General features: G+C 32.7%; 19 protein-coding genes. All 19 read right to left on the reverse strand.

From position 1 onward, the window contains the following. Positions 1-33 precede the first annotated feature (33 nt). The gene (gene prmC, locus U472_RS15140) at positions 34-891 is read right to left on the reverse strand and encodes a peptide chain release factor N(5)-glutamine methyltransferase (protein ID WP_068719575.1); all 858 of its coding nucleotides are present in this window, start codon (positions 889-891) and stop codon (positions 34-36) included. A gap of 1 nt (position 892) precedes the next feature. After that, positions 893-1,969, reverse strand: coding sequence for a peptide chain release factor 1 (gene prfA, locus U472_RS15145; RefSeq protein WP_068719576.1), 1,077 nt, complete (start codon positions 1,967-1,969; stop codon positions 893-895). 229 nt (positions 1,970-2,198) lie between these two features. Then, positions 2,199-3,071, reverse strand: coding sequence for a DUF1385 domain-containing protein (locus U472_RS15150; RefSeq protein WP_068719577.1), 873 nt, complete (start codon positions 3,069-3,071; stop codon positions 2,199-2,201). A 165-nt stretch (positions 3,072-3,236) separates the two neighbouring features. Beyond that, positions 3,237-3,440, reverse strand: coding sequence for a 50S ribosomal protein L31 (gene rpmE, locus U472_RS15155; RefSeq protein WP_068719578.1), 204 nt, complete (start codon positions 3,438-3,440; stop codon positions 3,237-3,239). 90 nt (positions 3,441-3,530) lie between these two features. Next, complete coding sequence (locus tag U472_RS15160) at positions 3,531-4,355, reverse strand: peptidoglycan DD-metalloendopeptidase family protein (RefSeq protein ID WP_068719579.1); 825 nt, start codon at positions 4,353-4,355, stop codon at positions 3,531-3,533. Positions 4,356-4,423: 68 nt separating this feature from the next. Continuing rightward, positions 4,424-5,671, reverse strand: a complete 1,248-nt coding sequence (rho, locus tag U472_RS15165) for a transcription termination factor Rho (RefSeq protein ID WP_068719580.1) — start codon at positions 5,669-5,671, stop codon at positions 4,424-4,426. A 17-nt stretch (positions 5,672-5,688) separates the two neighbouring features. Next, complete coding sequence (locus U472_RS15170; protein ID WP_068719581.1) at positions 5,689-6,699, reverse strand: sodium:calcium antiporter; 1,011 nt, start codon at positions 6,697-6,699, stop codon at positions 5,689-5,691. Positions 6,700-6,790: 91 nt separating this feature from the next. Next, a complete protein-coding gene (gene glpX, locus U472_RS15175; RefSeq protein WP_068719582.1) occupies positions 6,791-7,777 on the reverse strand; it encodes a class II fructose-bisphosphatase in 987 nt (328 codons plus the stop codon). Between the two features lie 174 nt (positions 7,778-7,951). Then, complete coding sequence (gene fba, locus U472_RS15180) at positions 7,952-8,806, reverse strand: class II fructose-1,6-bisphosphate aldolase (RefSeq protein WP_068719583.1); 855 nt, start codon at positions 8,804-8,806, stop codon at positions 7,952-7,954. A gap of 392 nt (positions 8,807-9,198) precedes the next feature. Continuing rightward, positions 9,199-9,840, reverse strand: a complete 642-nt coding sequence (locus U472_RS15185) for a hypothetical protein (protein WP_068719584.1) — start codon at positions 9,838-9,840, stop codon at positions 9,199-9,201. 116 nt (positions 9,841-9,956) lie between these two features. Then, positions 9,957-10,694: a hypothetical protein gene (locus tag U472_RS15190; protein WP_068719585.1), complete on the reverse strand. Its 738-nt coding sequence runs from the start codon at positions 10,692-10,694 to the stop codon at positions 9,957-9,959. A gap of 176 nt (positions 10,695-10,870) precedes the next feature. Continuing rightward, positions 10,871-12,466: a CTP synthase gene (locus tag U472_RS15195; protein WP_068719586.1), complete on the reverse strand. Its 1,596-nt coding sequence runs from the start codon at positions 12,464-12,466 to the stop codon at positions 10,871-10,873. A gap of 187 nt (positions 12,467-12,653) precedes the next feature. Beyond that, positions 12,654-12,809, reverse strand: a complete 156-nt coding sequence (locus tag U472_RS15200) for a XapX domain-containing protein (RefSeq protein ID WP_068719587.1) — start codon at positions 12,807-12,809, stop codon at positions 12,654-12,656. A gap of 116 nt (positions 12,810-12,925) precedes the next feature. Then, entirely contained in the window at positions 12,926-14,593 is a 1,668-nt protein-coding gene (gene argS / locus U472_RS15205) for an arginine--tRNA ligase (protein ID WP_068719588.1), read from the reverse strand. A gap of 1 nt (position 14,594) precedes the next feature. Beyond that, positions 14,595-14,990, reverse strand: a complete 396-nt coding sequence (locus tag U472_RS15210; RefSeq protein ID WP_245684828.1) for a YwiB family protein — start codon at positions 14,988-14,990, stop codon at positions 14,595-14,597. Positions 14,991-15,158: 168 nt separating this feature from the next. After that, positions 15,159-15,566, reverse strand: a complete 408-nt coding sequence (locus tag U472_RS15215; protein WP_068719590.1) for a hypothetical protein — start codon at positions 15,564-15,566, stop codon at positions 15,159-15,161. 60 nt (positions 15,567-15,626) lie between these two features. Then, positions 15,627-16,079 carry a DUF441 domain-containing protein gene (locus tag U472_RS15220; protein WP_068719591.1) on the reverse strand — a complete coding sequence of 151 codons (453 nt, stop codon included), beginning with the start codon at positions 16,077-16,079 and terminating at the stop codon, positions 15,627-15,629. A 251-nt stretch (positions 16,080-16,330) separates the two neighbouring features. Continuing rightward, entirely contained in the window at positions 16,331-16,915 is a 585-nt protein-coding gene (locus tag U472_RS15225; protein ID WP_068719592.1) for a hypothetical protein, read from the reverse strand. A 385-nt stretch (positions 16,916-17,300) separates the two neighbouring features. After that, on the reverse strand, positions 17,301-18,632 hold the full coding sequence (gene glnA / locus U472_RS15230) for a type I glutamate--ammonia ligase (protein ID WP_068719593.1): 1,332 nt from the start codon (positions 18,630-18,632) through the stop codon (positions 17,301-17,303). Positions 18,633-18,697: the final 65 nt, after the last annotated feature.

Genomic DNA, 18,697 nt, shown 5'->3' on the forward strand with positions numbered 1-18,697 from the left:
TAAAGATAAAAAAGTAGACCTCAAAATTGAGATCTACTTCCTAGTAGCTAAAATCACTCTCTCGATTCCAGCATAATCTTTAATTACCTCTATATTATCAAAGCAATTATTCTCTAACAAAACAGCTACATCATTAGCTTGATTAATCCCTACTTCAAAAGCAATCAATCCACCTGTATTTAACCTACTTACCGATTGATTAATAATTCCTCGATAAAAGTCTAGTCCATCTTTACCTCCATCTAGAGCTGTCATTGGTTCATTTTTAACTTCTCGCTGTAAATTATCTATATCAGATGTAGGAATATAAGGTGGATTAGAGACTATGATATCTACAGTTTCACTAACTGGTTCTAATAGGCTTCCTAATCTAAAGTCTATTCTATCTAAGAGATCATGATTGCGAGCATTCTCTTGAGCCACATCTAAAGCATCAGCAGATATATCAACAGCTATTGCTTCTATCTTTTTTGTTGCTAACTTAGTCAAGCTGACTATGATTGCCCCACTTCCTGTCCCTATATCAACAACCTTAATTCTATCTAAATCCATACTCTTAATTTTATCTAAAGTAACTTCCACTAAATGCTCTGTCTCTGGTCGAGGAATTAAAGTAGCATCAGTAACTTTAAAATCTAAAGACATAAATTCTTGACTACCGAGAATATAAGCAACAGGAGTACCTTTACTACGAGCAATTACAAACTGACGATATTTATCTATTTCACTTTTAGTCAAAGGCTTATCAAAGTTGACATAGAGATTTATTCTTTCCATATCCAATATCTCAGATAACAAAATCTCAGCATCTAAGCGTGCACTAGCAATCTCATACTTCTGAAAATGTTTAACAGTTCTATCAAGTATCTCTTTAACCGTTAGAAGTTCCAACTTAGTCCACCAGCTTCAATTTCTCTATTTGATCTGCCGTAGTTAGTGCATCAATTACCTCATTTAAATCACCATCTAAGATAGCATCTAATTGATGCATTGTTAAATTGATTCTATGATCAGTTACTCTTCCTTGTGGGAAGTTATATGTTCTAATTCTTTCACTTCTATCACCAGTACCAACTTGACTCTTTCTTGCTTCGGCAACTTCAGCCTGTTGCTCTGCTTCTATCTTCTCCTGTAATCTTGCTCTAAGAATTCTCATAGCCTTATCTCTATTCTTATGCTGTGATTTTTCATCTTGGCAGGATACTACTAATCCAGTAGGTAAATGGGTAATTCTAACAGCAGAATCAGTAGTATTAACACTCTGTCCTCCTGGACCACTGGAACGATAGGTATCAATTTTTAAATCATTTGCATTAATCTCAATATCTACATCATCTGCCTCCGGTAATACCGCAACTGTAGAGGTAGATGTATGAATACGCCCACTAGACTCAGTATTGGGTACCCTTTGTACTCTATGAACTCCACTTTCATACTTTAAACGACTATAAGCACCCTTACCTTCAATCATAAATACAATTTCTTTGTATCCTCCCATTTCAGAAGGACTAGAACTCATTACTTCAGTCTTCCAGCCTGCTCTTTCAGCATAACGACTATACATTCTATATAAATCACCAGCAAAGATATTTGCCTCATCACCACCAGCACCACCACGTATCTCAACAATAACGTTCTTCTCATCATTAGGGTCTTTAGGAATTAGCATCAATGGCAACTTTTCTTCTAGCTTTTCCATCCTTGGTTGCGCTTCATCTAACTGCATTTTAGCCAATTCAATCATCTCTTCATCATCAGCAATCTCTAAAATCTCTTCTGCCTCTTTTACATTTGCTTCTAACTCTCTATATTCTCTATATTTTTCAACTATATCTCTTAAATCCGCATACTCCATAGATAACTTCTGGAATTTTTCTTGATCATTAATAACCTCTGGGTCACTTAATAACTTTTCTATCTCTTTATAACGCTTAACAACACCTTCTAATTTATCAATCCAATTCTTCATTACTTAACCTCCTTAATACATTTCCACACTAATTCTATCTTATTATACCATAAATATTATTGAAATAAAGTAAAGTATAACAATAATATATATTAATAACAGACAGGTGACAAGTAGCCAGTAACAAGGTTTTTATTTGTTACCGCTCACTTATCACCTGTTACTAAATCAACCTCTTATATCCATATTATAATAATTAACAATTTTATCACTATCACAAAACTTAAATTTAAATAACTCCCTGCTCTTCCTCTAATACCGCCTCTAAAGATTTAATAGCAACCTCTATCTGCTCTAAAGATGGTTCTCTAGTAGTTAACTTTTGCAAATACAGACCAGGTAAAGCTACTAATTTAAATAATCTATTTGCCTTCTTTTTCCCTGCCTGCTTAATTAACTCATAAGAGAGACCAGCCACAACTGGTAATAAGGCAATATGAATTAAAATTCTATTAAGCAAAGTTGGTTTCCCAAAAAATGAAAACAACAGTACACTCATCATCATTACAACCAATAAGAAGTTAGTTCCACATCTTGGATGAAGAGTAGAAAAACTCTGCGCATTCTCTGGTGTTAAAGGTAATTTAGATTCATAATTATGAATTACTTTATGCTCTGCTCCATGATATTGAAAGACTCTCTTGATATCCTCTAATCTAGATATAGCTAATATATATATTAAAAAGAAGGAAACCTTAATAATGCCTTCACTTAAATTCAATAATACAACTGAAGTAATATTATTCTCTAAAAATGAAACTAATAATGCTGGCAATGCCACAAAAAGTCCAATCGCTAGACCAAATGAAACACCCATAGAACTTATTAATTCCCAAAATGTCAACTCTTCTTCCTCTTCACTGAACTGATTTGCAGAAAAAGTCAAAGCCTGTAAACCTAAAATCAATGATTGGAATAAAGCCACTACCCCTCTAACAATTGGCCATTTTAAGAATTTAAATTTATCACTTAGTACTTTCAGCTTTCTTCTATCTAAGACTATCTGTCCATCTTCTTTACGGACTGCTATAGCCACATGATTCTTTCCTCTCATCATAACCCCTTCAATAACAGCCTGACCACCATATTGAGTTTTAGCCATCTATCTCCCCCCTATACTGAAATTTTTAGTCTTCTGATTATAATTTTATCACTTTATTGAGATAAGCTAAAGTTGAAATTTATATCTATTACTTTAAAAAAAGCATAATCTAATTAACTATACCGAATATAAAAAAGAGCAGAGCATTTAGCTCTGCTACCTTTATTATTCGCCAATTCCATATTTCTCTTTGAATCTTGCGATTCTTCCACCTTTAGCAGATGTTTTCTGCTTACCTGTATAGAATGGATGACAGTTGGAACAAATCTCCACCTTCATGTCACCTGTTGTAGTTTTAGTTTCAAAAACTTCTCCACAAGCACATGTTATAGTTGCATCTGTATATTCTGGATGGATTTCTTTTTTCATTTTGCTCACCTCTTTCCTTTGCCATCTAAGTAAATACTCGTTCAATATTTCAACTTTTACATTATAACATAGTTAAAAAACTATTGCAACTTAATCTAAATAAGTCAATGGGTTTATAGCTCTATCTCTGATTCTAATTTCAAAGTGTAAATGAGGTCCTGTACTCCGACCAGTACTACCAGAATAAGCAATTACCTGTCCTTGATAAACTCTTTCTCCTACTCTAACTAGCAATCTAGAATTATGGGCATAACGGGTAGAAACTCCATTTCCATGATCAATATAGATGGCCTTACCATAACCTGAAAGATACCTACTTTGTGTCACTACTCCACTTTTAGCAGCTCTAACTACAGAACCCTTGGGAGCAGCAATATCTATACCTTTATGCATTCTTCCCCACCGTGATCCAAAAGGGGAAGTAATTCTTTTATATCTTGTTGGCCAAATAAAACTTCTTTCTTGATTAATGCTACCACTAGTAGAATAACTCTTGGACTGGCTAATTGGAATTATTAATGAATCACCAATTTGAATTAAATTGGGGTGCTCTATATTATTAGCTTTAGTCAATTCATAACTACTAATATTATATCCCTGTGCAATACTCCAAATTGTTTCCCCAGGTTTTATCTTATGAATAATAACGTTATCATCTGGAATATTTAATTTCTGTCCAACTACAATAATGTCCTTATCAGAAAGACTGGGATTAAAGCTTAGAAGCAGGGATAAATTAATATTAAATTTTTTACTTATCTTCCAGAGCGTATCCCCTGTCTTTACTTCATATCTAAAATAAATTAAATGGTTCTTAACTCTATTAGAATCTAAATCCAAGTCCATTCTTGCCTCAACATCTGGTAGTGGTGTTATCAGCAATAATAAACTGATAACAATTAAAATTTTCTTCATTTTTTCACCTCTAAAATTATCTCAAGTAGTTTCAATCTTATAACTACAAGTTATCAGTAAGATACAACTTAAAATATCTTCTGGAGAGACTTCAACATTGTCTTATTATCCTTACTTGCTTTTAATTGTTTGATAAAAGAATCAATAATTTCACTTGGATTATTACTATTCATATTTCTTCTTATCTTCCACATTGTATCAAGTTCTGCTTCTGATAATAATAATTCTTCTTTTCTAGTACCTGAAAGATTAACATCGATTGCAGGAAATAATCTCTTTTGGGCCAAATTACGACTTAAATGAAGCTCCATATTTCCTGTACCCTTAAACTCTTCATAAATCACATCATCCATTCTACTTCCCGTCTCTACTAAAGCAGTAGCTAATATAGTTAAACTTCCACCTTCTTCAATATTCCTAGCTGCTCCAAAGAACCTTTTAGGCTTATGAAGTGCTGTTGGATCTAATCCTCCTGATAAAGTACGACCACTTGATGGAATAGTAACATTGTAAGCCCTAGCTAACCTAGTTATGCTATCTAATAAGATAATAACATTTTGTTTCTGCTCTACTAACCTTTTCGCTTTCTCTAAGACCAGTTCTGATACATTGATATGATTTTGCGGTGGTTCATCGAAGGTAGAACAGATTACCTCTGCATCAACAGAGCGTCGCATATCAGTGACCTCTTCAGGACGTTCATCTATTAATAGAATCATTAATTTAGCTTCTGGAAAATTAGTTGTAATACTATTAGCTATCTTCTTTAATAATACAGTCTTACCTGCTTTTGGTGGAGCAACAATTAACCCCCGTTGTCCCATTCCAATTGGAGCTATTAGATCTATTAAACGACTAGAAATTTCACTAGCATCATGCTCTAGAGTTATTCTCTTTTGTGGATATAAAGGGGTCAAATCTTCAAAATGGGGTCGTTGTTGAGCTAATTCAGGGCTTTGATAATTGACAGCCTCTATTCTAAGTAAAGCAAAATATCGTTCATTCTCTTTAGGTTGTCGGACTTGACCTGAAACTACATCTCCATTTCTTAAATCAAAACGGCGTATTTGAGAAGCTGATATGTAGATATCATCTGTACTAGGTACATACTTAGATGGTCTTAAAAATCCATACCCATCAGGAAGTATCTCTAGTACACCTTCAGCAAAGATTAATCCTCCCTTCTCAGTTTCAACCTTTAAGATTTCAAAGATTAATTCTTTTTTCTTTAATCTAGTATAACCAGTAATTCCTAAAGTTTTTGCAATTTCATATAATTCTGTTATAGTCTTCCCTTCTAATTCAGTAATATTCATTAAGAATAACTCCCTCTCTAAAAATTAATTCCCAATTTAAAAAGTAAATATACTCCAAAAAGATAAACTGCTGTTATTGCAATAGAGTCCCATCCTACTGTTAAGAAAGTCTTTTTAGAACGATAAAAGAGACCTATTACTGCAATTCCACTTAATATCAATCCTAAGATAGCTGTTATAGTATGAGTTAAAGATACCCCAGCCAATACAGACCCTCCCTGATAAAAAATATCTGAAACTAAAATGATTACCATATTAAATATATTACTTCCAAAGACATTTCCGACAGCAATATCATAAGCATTAATTCTAATTGCTGATATAGAAGCAACTACTTCAGGCAATGAAGTTGCTGCAGCAACCAAGATACTTCCCATAAAAGTTGCATCAAGCCCACTTATTCTAGCAATTTTATCGGCCGAAGATGATAGATATATCCCAGAAATTATTATAAATACAGCCGCAATAACAAAACCTATTATCGCCTTCTTTAATGACGTCTCGCTCTCTGTCAACTCTTCTTCTATTTCACTTTCTAATTTATTCTTCTTCTCATAACGATATATCAAACGTGCTCCAACTATATAAGTCAAAAAGATTATAATAGCACCTAAACCTACTCCAAATAGTTCTACATTAAAATCACTTAATTTATTAACTAAGATAAATAAAGTAGCAAATCCAGCTAATAACATTCCTAATAATGCAGATAAGATATGTTTAGAATGAACTCTAAGCATAAATGGTCCTGCCCCATGTATTAAATCAACTAAAGCAAGAATCATCAAATTAAAGGTATTACTACCAAAAACATTTCCGATTGCAATATCAGGAGCACCAATTAAAGAGGCTGTACCACTACTAACCATCTCCGGCAAAGAAGTGGCACCTGCTACTAGAATACTCCCTACTAGGGCTTGCCCTAAACCTGTTTTATCAGCAATAACATCTCCATAATCTGATAATTTAGTTCCGGCAATTATTATAACTGTTGCTGATATTAAAAAGACAATCCATAATTCTAACAACTCTATTCCTCCCGTTTGTAAATAAGTTACTATTTTTCATTATCTAAGAAATTCATTATTAATTATACCATTTTATCTAGCAATCAGTCAATTAAAATTCCTGACCGAAAGGTAAAGGCTTTTGATCTAAACAGTGAATTGCTTCAACCAATCTCATAGTTCCTGTCTTAGAACGCATAACTAAAGAATGAGTGATAGCCTTATTTCCTTGGAATCTAACCCCCTCTAACATCTCACCATCGGTAACTCCAGTAGCTGAGAAGATAATCTCATCACCAGCAGCCAAATCTTCTAATCTTAAAGCTGCATTGACATCTTCAATTCCCATCTCTTTAGCACGTTCTACCTCTTCATCATTTCTTGGAATCAACCTAGCCTGCATATCTCCACCTATACACTTTAATCCAGCAGCTGCTAATACCCCTTCTGGAGCACCACCAATTCCCATCATTATATCTACCCCTGTATCAGGTAATGCTGTAGCTAAAGCCCCAGCTACATCTCCGTCTTTGATTAATTTAATTCTAGCTCCCACTCTTCTTACTTGCTCTATTAGTCCATCTGCTCCACGGTGGCGAGGCTTGTCTAATATTACTACTGTAATATCTTCAACTGCTTTACTTTTAGCTTTAGCAACAGCTTTAACATTCTCTTCTACAGAACGGTCAATATCAATTGCTCCTTTAGCTTCTGGACCTACAGCAATTTTGTTCATATACATATCTGGAGCATGTAATAAAGATCCATGTGAAGCCACTGCCAAAACTGACAAGGCATTAGGACGCCCTTCTGCAATAATTGTTGTTCCTTCTAAAGGATCTACTGCTATATCAACCTTAGGAACCTCTCCATCTCTAGTTCCAATCTTCTCACCAATATATAACATAGGAGCTTCATCAATCTCTCCTTCTCCAATTACTACCTCTCCATCTATATCTATAGTATCAAACATCCCTCTCATTGCATCTACTGCTGCTTGATCTGCTGAATCTTTATCTCCTCTTCCCATCCATCTTGCTGAAGCAATTGCTGCTGCCTCTGTTACCCTAACAAATTCAATCGCTAATTCTCTTTGCATTATATATTATCCCCCCTATTATTGATAAATTATTAATTATTTTTATAAAATTCCATCTAATTCAAATAATATAAAATTATATACATTAGACGTATAACTTTTATTATTTTAAACAGAAAAAAGGGCAGAACAAATTCTGCACCTTTTTGAAAAAATAGTATGTTATTTTGTAAATTAAGCTTTATTAGCACTACCAAAAGTATCGATTTTCTCTTTGGCAGCTTCAATGATTCCAGCTTTACCTGGTCCAATGATTTTACGTGGATCATATACTTTTGTATCATTTGCAATTACCTCACGTACAATCTTTGTCCAAGCTTGTTGGAATTCAGTATTTACATTAATCTTACAAGTTCCAGAATTAATTGCTTCTTTAATATCTTCAGTTGGAATACCCGTTCCTCCATGTAATACTTGAGGAATATCAGCAAGATTTCTAATTTCTTTCATTTCATCAAAACCTAAATCAGGCTCTCCTTGGTATGGTCCATGAACAGAACCTAAAGCTGGTGCTAATGCATCGATACCAGTCTTTTCAACTAACTCTTTACATTCTTGAGGATCTGCATATTTAATGCCCCCAACTATACCATCTTCTTCTCCACCTACAGTACCTAATTCAGCTTCAACAGATGCACCCTTTGCATGTGCATAGTCAACTACTTTCTTAGTAGTAGCAATATTCTCTTCAAGTGGATGATGAGATGCATCAATCATAACAGATGTAAATCCAGCATCAATTGCTGCTTTACAGTTTTCAAAACTTGTTCCATGGTCTAAATGAAGTGCAACAGGGATAGTAATATTCATATCTTCTAATAAACCTGTTACCATATTTACTACAGTTTTGAATCCACCCATATAACGAGCAGCACCTTCAGATACTCCTAAAATAACAGGTGACTTCTTAGCTTCACAAGCCTCTAAAATAGCTTGAGTCCACTCTAAGTTATTGATATTAAACTGCCCTACTGCATACTTCTCTTCTTTTGCCTTGTTCAACATGTCAGTCATTGATACTAATGCCATAATCTTATAACCTCCTTAAAATTTTCAATAATTATTATTCCATAAAGAAGAATTAAAATCCTTCTTTAATTTTAGTTTTTTCGACATTTTTTGAAGAAGTAGATCTCATAAAGAATTTAATCGATACAATCTGCTGTAAAATAGTATGTTTATTATAATATTCCTGATAAGTATATTAATCATGACTTCTCCCAACTAAATGTCCTATATAAAATGGTTTAATATACTATAGTATCCACTCTTCTTATATTATGACTTATAATAAGTATAGAGTCAAACAATAATTAAAAATATATTAAAGTAAATATAAATTATAAAAATATCTCACTGGGGAAAGATACTACATTTAGGAAATTTATTTTTACTTTCTCATTAACATCTAAAACTAGTCACTATAGATTTATCCCTTCTAAAGCACTTACTACACCTTCTAAAATTTTAATCTGTTTTATCTTTCTTAAAAATGCTAAATCTTCTTTGGTCTCTGCACTTATTCTAGTTACACCATGGCACCTATTACAGGTTAGCCTTATTTCACGAGGTAACATATCTATATCAATATCCGAACTTCCACATTGGCAGACCAAACCATTAGCTTCAGCAATATCGTGTAGTTCATTTAAGACAGATAACATAATCTCAGGATTATTAAAATAATCCTCAAACTCCAATTTATCTATCATCAACCTTAAATATTCTTCCTCTTGATCAGCCAATCTTTTTACATCTTCATAAGGTCCTAAATACCCTAATTCAGCTCCATTATCTAAGCATTTAATCTTTTTAACCCTATTGACCCAAAACTGCCCTTGGGTAAAAGAGACTCTATGTGTGGATTCACAAACCACACAAGCATATTCTAACCAATATTTTTTAGAACTACTCTTTCCAAATACTAGTTTAGTATATCCACAACCACATTTTATTTCTAATCTATTTTTTCCTGAAAAATCAAATATACTGATCTGATTTAATTCTAATTCTCCGCAAAGAGGACATCTCCAGGCCAGAGTAGCATTACATTGAAGTAACATTATTGGCTCCCCCTCCTTTCCACTCCTTCCTTGATAATTATTCTCTACAAAGATAGAGAAATCCTTTTAATAGATAAAATATTGTTCAATAATATAAGAATATTTTTATGGATTCTTTATATACTTCTTGCTACTATGGTCTTTATATTTTGACCAATCTCTAATTGAATCCAGCTATACTCCCCTAATGACTCTAACTCAATCTCTCCTGCTGCAGTTATTATCTTAGTAGTTTCGTTTAAAGTATAAGTCTTTAAGGATGGCTTTAATCTGGTACCTAAATTAACAGTAATTCTGCGACTTTTATAATCTATATCTGTTAACATGCCACTGACCTCATAGTGGTATAGAACTAGTTTATTTAGCTTATTTTCAACACCAAAGATAGCTATTCCTTTATCACCAACTCTCAATGCAGATAAATCATCAGCAAAGTTATTCCGTATCAGTTCTATCTCAGAATCTAGTGAGTAAATTAATTCTTCACCTGTATTTAAGTTCTGTAAAATAATTGATTCTTCATTAACCTCTTTTACTTTAATATCAATTACTCTATAAAAACTGGCTATAGCCACTACCTGTTCAGAGCTATCTAAATCAACTTTAGCATATTGAAAAGTATCAGGGGTAATTGGTCTTAAAGCCACTAAAGATACTTCTCTGTTATTTAAAGAAACTTCTGCGTTTAACCTAACTCTATACTCTTTTATGCTATTATCATTACCTTTTAATAATATCGTATCTTGCTTAGCATTTACCGATATTATCTGACCAGTTATCTCCTTAGCCTCAACATGATTATTCAAAACAAGAACATTTAACAATATAATTAAAGTTAATATAGCTTTCTTCATAATTATCTCCTCCATATATCTTTTGTTAGTAATATTATTTACATATTATTCCATAGATATACACAAGAAAATAAAATTATTTACAAGACAATAACAAGTAACGAGTAACCAGTGGCAAGAAGCAATATACTTCCAAATAAAAAAAGCGAGAATCTTCTCGCTTTTAATAATTAAAATTATTTTACTGTAGCTTCTACAAAGCCTTTAAATAAAGGATGTGGTCTATTTGGTCTAGACTTAAATTCTGGGTGGAATTGACTTGCTACAAACCAAGGATGGTCTGGAACCTCTATAATCTCTACTAATCTATCATCAGGAGATACCCCAGATAATAGTAATCCTGCTTCAGTTAACTGTTTACGAAACTGATTATTAAACTCATATCTATGACGATGGCGTTCATAAATTACCTCTTCTTGATATAAATCACGACTAACGGAATCTTTAGCTAATTTACAAGGATATAATCCTAATCTCATTGTTCCACCCATATCTTCAATATCCTTCTGTTCTGGCATTAGATCAATTACTGGATACTCTGTATCAACAAATTCAGCACTATGGGCCTTCTCCATTCCACATACATTACGAGCAAACTCAATTACTGCACATTGCATACCTAAACAGATTCCTAAGAAAGGCACTTTATTCTCACGAGCATAACGGATAGCTTCTATCTTTCCTTCTACACCTCTATCTCCAAATCCACCTGGAACCAAGATACCATCTACATCATCTAAATAGCTATCTGCATTACCCTCTTCGATATCTTCTGCATGAACCCACTTAATATCAACTTCTGCATTATTACTAATTCCTGCATGCTGTAAAGATTCAGAAATACTGATATAGGCATCTTGTAGCTCTACATACTTACCTACAATTGCAATAGTAGTCTTCTTGTCAAAATTCTTCATTGTACTAACAATCTTCTTCCATTCTGATAAATCTGGTTCAGACACCTTAGAACGAAGTCCTAATTTCTTTAAAGCAATTCTAGCCAAACCTTCTTCTTCCATAATTAAAGGTAACTCATAAATACAACTAGCATCCTTAGCTTGAATAACAGCTTCTTTATCAATATCACAAAAGAGTGCAATCTTCTCCTTAACCTCTTTAGGTAGTTCATGTTCTGTACGACAAACAATTACATCAGGTTGAATCCCTAAACTTCTTAACTCTTTAACACTATGTTGTGTTGGCTTTGTCTTAAGCTCCCCTGCTGCTGCCAAATAAGGAACCAAAGTACAATGTACATACATTACATTATCAGCACCAAAATCACTCTTACATTGGCGAATAGCCTCTAAAAAAGGTAAGCCTTCAATATCTCCTACAGTACCACCAATCTCTACTAAAGCGACGTCAACATCCTTATCGTCACCTAAACGCTTAATTCTAGATTTCATTTCATCGGTAATATGAGGGATAACCTGAACTGTTCCACCTAAATAATCTCCTCTACGCTCTTTAGCAAGTACTGTAGAATAAATCTGACCAGTAGTAACATTAGAATTCTGACTTACATCTATATCAATAAATCTTTCATAATGCCCTAGATCCAAATCTGTTTCGGCTCCATCATCAGTAACAAATACCTCACCATGCTGATAAGGACTCATAGTTCCTGGGTCAACATTTATATAAGGATCTAGCTTCTGTACAGCTACCTTCAAACCTCTCTCTTTTAATAACCTTCCCAACGATGCCGCAGTAATTCCCTTACCTAATGACGATACAACTCCTCCAGTTACAAAAATATACTTTGTCATATATCTTCCTCCTTTATATTAGTGTGAGTAATTAATCTAAAACTAAACAATAAACACTAAAGTGGTCGCTGTTTCTCACACTCACAACCCACTCAACTTATTTGTCAGACGTCTATCTTAACTTCTTCCATATAAAAAGACTAGAAAATTTAGAGACAGTTACCCCTAATTTTCTAGTCTTTTGAATTCACGTAAAAGACTTAATTAGTATAAACCCTATATATATTCCTATAATCCCTAAAACTCCTGCTAAATTTGGTGGAGCAGGAATAGGTAAATTCAAAAAGCCAAACAAAGCTCCAACAATTAATCCACTTATAGTTGCCATTAACATTTGATTCATCACTATTCCTCCTTAGATATATTCTATCCTTCTAAACCCCGCCAAATTCAAAATAGTAACAAGTAAGACCTTTAAAAGCATTTTATTCATTACCCGTCACTTGTCACTGTCTTTAACTACATACTTTCTGGAGCCGATACCCCTAATAAGTTTAATACATTAAGTAAGACTTGTTTAGTTGCTAAAACTAATACTATTCTAGCTTCCATTAAAGCTTTATCTTCAATTAAGACATGACATTTATTATAGAACTTATGGAAAGTAGCAGCTAAATCATAAGCATAACGGGCTATATGATGTGGTGCTCTACTTTCTGCACTCTTGGCTATCTCATTTGGGTAATCTGCTAACTTCTTAATCAAATCAATCTCAGCCTCATCAGTTAACGGACTTAAATCTAAGCTAGCTGCTTGAGGTAAAACTACATTTTCATTATTAAGCTGCTCTAAAATACTACAGATTCTTGCATGAGCATATTGAATATAGTAAACAGGATTATCACTAGATTCTTTTTTAGCCAACTCCAAATCAAAATCCAAATGGCTATCGGTACTACGCATTACATAAAAATATCTAGCAGCATCCTTACCAACCTCTTTAATCACATCACGCATAGTAACAAAGTTACCAGCACGTTTAGACATCGGTACCTGCTCACCATCACGTAATAAGGTTACAAGTTGAACCAAAATAACCTGTAAAGCCTCTCTATCATAACCTAAAGCCTCAACTACCGCTTTCATTCTCTCAATATACCCGTGGTGGTCTGCACCCCAAACATTGATAACCTCTTCAAAACCACGATCATATTTATTCTTATGGTAAGCAATATCAGCAGCTAAATATGTAGGTGCTCCATCATCTTTGATTACTACTCTATCCTTGTCATCTCCAAATTTACTAGAGTTAAACCATAATGCTCCCTCTTTATCATAAATCAATTCGGAATTCTTAAATTCCTCTACAACTTGATTTATCGCCTCTGGATGTAAAGTTCGCTCACTAAACCAATTATCAAATTCTATACCAAAGCTAGCTAAATCATCTTCAATATTAGCTAATAATTCTTCGTAAGCACGTTCTCCAAAATAATCATAGTTCTCTGCTTTCGCGTCTTTTAGGTACTTATCATTCTCTTCATCAATAATTGTTTGGGCAATATCCTTTATATAATCACCTTGATAAGCATCTTCAGGAAACTCAACCTCTTCTCCTAACAGCTCTTGATATCTAATTGCAACAGATTTTCCTAAAAGGTTCATCTGATTTCCAGCATCATTGATATAATATTCCTTAGTAACATCAAATCCAGCAGCAGTTAATAAGTTAGCTAGTACATCTCCAACAACTGCCCCTCTACTATGCCCTACATGAAGAGGTCCTGTTGGATTAGCACTTACAAACTCTACTTGTACCTTCTTACCCTTACCTGTATCAACCTTACCATAACTTTCACCCTGTTTCTCAATCTCTACTAATACATCATATAACCATTGATTGCTTAAGAAGAAATTGATAAAACCTGGTCCTGCTACTTCAACCTTCTCAATCAATTTCACATCAGCTAGATTCTCTTTAATTATCTCAGCTATTTGACGCGGCGGCATCTTAGCTTGTCCAGCCAAAACCATAGCAATATTAGTTGCAAAGTCACCATGAGCCGAGTCACGTGGCACTTCTAATTTAATATTAGGTAACTTTTCGATATTCAGCTCTTTTGCATTATTAATCGCCTGCTCTATCTCTGTTACCAATCTCTCCTCTAACTTTTGCACCAGAGCCATATTAATCCTCCTTATAAGTTATATTTAACTGATTCTCACTTATTATCTCTTCTCCATTATATAATTGATAGCTTAAATCAATCATTCCTTGAAAAGAATCTACATCTATATTTAATTCTTTGACCTCAACTTGAAAGTTTAAAGTTCCATAAGGGGTATGATAATCAAAATCACTCTGTTTATCAAGAACAAACTCCTGTATCATTCTTACTTGACCTTGTCGAATCAAAGTTAATTCATCCTCTTTTATCTTTAAAGTAGTCTCAACACCCTTTAACCCTTCTAAATCTTCCTTATATTTCAAGTAATAAATACCTTTTTTATTATAAAGTAAACCTTTTGTCTTAAATGCAATCTCATTCTTATCCAAACCTTCAATCTGCGAACTATTAATCATAATCTTTACCTCTTGTGGCAAGGTATCAACCTCTTTCTATATTTACTGATTAGTAATTGATAATCAGTTATCTTTTATTTATTATAATTTAATAAATAACAATCATTCACCAAAATATTATAATACAACAATAATTAATTATACCTTCTAGCCTTAATTTTTTCAAGACTATAATTGAAATCCTTTTGCATATCTTTGACCATCTTCTTTGCTTGCTAATTCTCTAAAGTCCTTTACAACACACCCTAAAGATTCTAATTTATTCATTAAAGATTTTAGTGCTTTAGACCTTCCCCAAAATCTTTCTTGTACAAAAACTATAACATCTTGTCCAGTAGTCATCTTGGCATTCTGTAAGAATAAATCTATCTTGGGATCTATCTTTCCTCCAAATATCCCCAAATTGAGACTGCCTACTACCACCAGATCATATCTACCAAAATAAATCTTAGTTGAATTATTTAATATCTCTTCTGTATCTACTTTGATCCCATGCTCTTCAAAACCTAATTTCAACCCATCTACTATACTAGATAACTTCTCATCTTTAGAATAAGCAATCAATACCTTCTTCATTAAATTCAACCCCCATTAGAATTTAATACTTTATTCTATAATTTATCTCAAATTTTATCTTTATAAGAATAAAGAAATCAGCTTATAAATAACTGCTGTAATCCCACTAGCAATCAAAGGTCCACTTGGAACACCTTTAAAGAAGGCAACCCCTAAAATAACCCCAGAAACCAAGTTAATTGTTACTGTTGGTTTATTCTCCATTAGCCATAATCCTTCTCTAGTAAACTGAGTTACGGCAATTCCCATAACTAAGGCTAAAATAGCAACTGGATTTAATATATTCTCTGTTATCCCTTCTAATTTTAAATCTCCTGTAGCTAAAGGAGTTAAAACCCCTAACATAATTAAAATAATCCCTATTTTAACACTATAATTATCAATGATATTCAAAACTTGGTCTGCTTTAAGTAACCTAACAGCTAATAATACTATCCCAGAGATAATTAAAGAGTTATTTTTAGCAATAAGACCCAAAAACAATATAAGTCCCAATATTAAATTAACTTGCATTTCAAACACCTTCTCTTCATTATATAGTTATAAAAATATACCATTATATAACAACTTATATGGTTGTTGGTAATCCATTTGAATTACAAATATGTCTATACCTTGTTGAATAATTATAATTTAATATCTATATATTTTTTAACCACAAACTCTTGGTTAATTTTCGCCTAAAAAGCAACTTACTTTTTTTCTTAGCCAAAATTATTAATACCGAAAAGCATTTAAATGTTTTCGGTATTAATTCTAAAAAATTATTTATCATAACCGTAATTAATAGTATAATCTAATAAACTAAATTCATTAATATACCATTCATCATCTATTTTTAATAATTTAAACACTATTTTCCCGCTATCCATTGTAACAACCTGAAGACTTTTATCATTTCTTAGAAGTGATACATCATAACCATCCTGTTCTAGTAAATTGATAATAATATCCCTATTAATAAATACACTCTTTGAATTAAAATCAGCAATAACAGTTACGGTATTATCCCCTGAAGAAATAACAATATTTTTGATTTCAAATTGTTCTGCTTTTGTATATAGCCAAGTTATAGATGATGTTATATTACTTATATAAATATCTCTATTATCAAAAGAATTACCTAGGGAAGAACCATCCTTATATTCAATTTTACTTTTTATAGCTCCTTGTGGAATCATAGCAGAATAAACTTTAGAATCATCCTTATCTTTAATACCTTCAACCCATAAGTTTATCTTCTTACTTATCCCCTCCTTATCCTCAGCACTTAATCCCCCCAAACATCCAGTCAAGAAGGTTAATAATAAAAATATACTGATTAATATTAGATAAGATTTTCTATTCATTAATACTCCTCCTAATTTTATAATATACTTAAAAAACTTCTAGATTAAAGCATAATTACCTTTAAATATATTATAAAATAGATAAAGTTTGAACTATCAATTCCTATATCTATAAAGTATCTAAAAGGAACTAATAAATCTCTTTACTTTCTTACTAAATATCACCTTTAAAAAAGCACCTTACCTTTCCCTATTCTTAGAAATAATAGAATAACATCAAAATTAATAGTTAATTTGCTCTCCTTAGATGAGAAAATACTAATTTTCTATAAAGAATTATATCAACAAACTTGTAGATCTAGAATTAAATATAAGGTTTTAGTTATTAAATTTCTTTAATAAAAAAAAGTAGGTTACAATGCTGTAACCTACCTAATACATTTAATTAAAATACTTTTAAATATTGGTCTAATTCCCATTGATGTACTTGAGTTCTATATACATCCCATTCGATTAATTTAGCCTCTACAAAGTGCTCTACAACATGTTCTCCTAAAGCATCTTTAACTAAATCATCAGCTAATAATTCTTGAATAGCATCAAAAAGACTACCTGGAAGATTATCAATTCCTGCTGCTTCTCTTTCAGCTTTAGTCATTTCGAAGATATCTTCAATAATCTCTTTAGGTGGTTCAATTTTATTCTTAATTCCATCTAATCCTGCTTTTAACATAACAGCAGTAGCTAAATATGGATTTGCAGATGGATCAGGGTTTCTCATCTCTACTCTTGTTCCTGCTCCTCTAGCTGCTGGAATTCTGATTAATGCACTACGGTTAGAAGCAGACCAAGCTAAATAAACTGGAGCTTCATATCCTGGTACTAATCTCTTATAAGAGTTTACAGTAGGATTAGTAATAGCTGCAATAGCTTTAGCATGCTTTAATAATCCTCCTATGTAATAATAAGCCTCTTGACTTAAACCTAATTTATCATTTTCATCATAGAATGCATTTTTTCCATCTTTAAATAGAGATTGATTCATATGCATTCCAGAACCGTTCTCACCAAAGATTGGTTTTGGCATAAATGTAGCATGTAAATCATGCTCATTAGCAATAGCCTTAACTACAAATCTAAATGTAGCAATATTATCAGCAGTTCTTAAAGCATCTTCATACTTAAAGTCAACTTCATGTTGTCCTGGAGCAACCTCATGGTGAGATGCTTCCATTTCAAAGCCCATTTGCTCTAAAGCTAATACAATATCACGTCTTGTGTTTTCACCTTTATCGATAGGTCCTAAGTCAAAATATCCACCTTGATCATGAGTAATAGTAGTTGGATTACCTTCTTCATCTCTTTCAAATAAGAAGAATTCTGGTTCTGGTCCAACATACATTTGATAACCCATCTCTTCAGCCTCTTTTAAAGCTCTTCTTAATACATTTCTTGGTCCACCTTCAAATGGAGTTCCATCTGGCATATATACATCACAGATTAATCTTGCTACTGCACCATCCTTTGGTCTCCATGGAAATACAGTAAATGTATCATAATCTGGTTTTAAATACATATCCGATTCATTAATTCTAGTAAAACCATCAATAGATGAACCATCAAACATAATTTTACCATCTAATGCATCTTCTAATTGATTAACTGTAATCGCTACGTTTTTGATTACTCCTAAAATATCAGTAAACTGTAATCTGATAAATTTAACTTCTAACTCCTCAGCTTTTCGTAAAATATCTTCTTTAGTAAAGTTACTCATCGCTACTTCCTCCTTAAATTCTGTTTTATTTTTTTCTATCTTAACAGACAAGTGAATATATGTCA

It is taken from the genome of Orenia metallireducens, from assembly GCF_001693735.1.
GTDB classification, from domain to species: Bacteria; Bacillota; Halanaerobiia; order Halobacteroidales; family Halobacteroidaceae; genus Orenia; species Orenia metallireducens.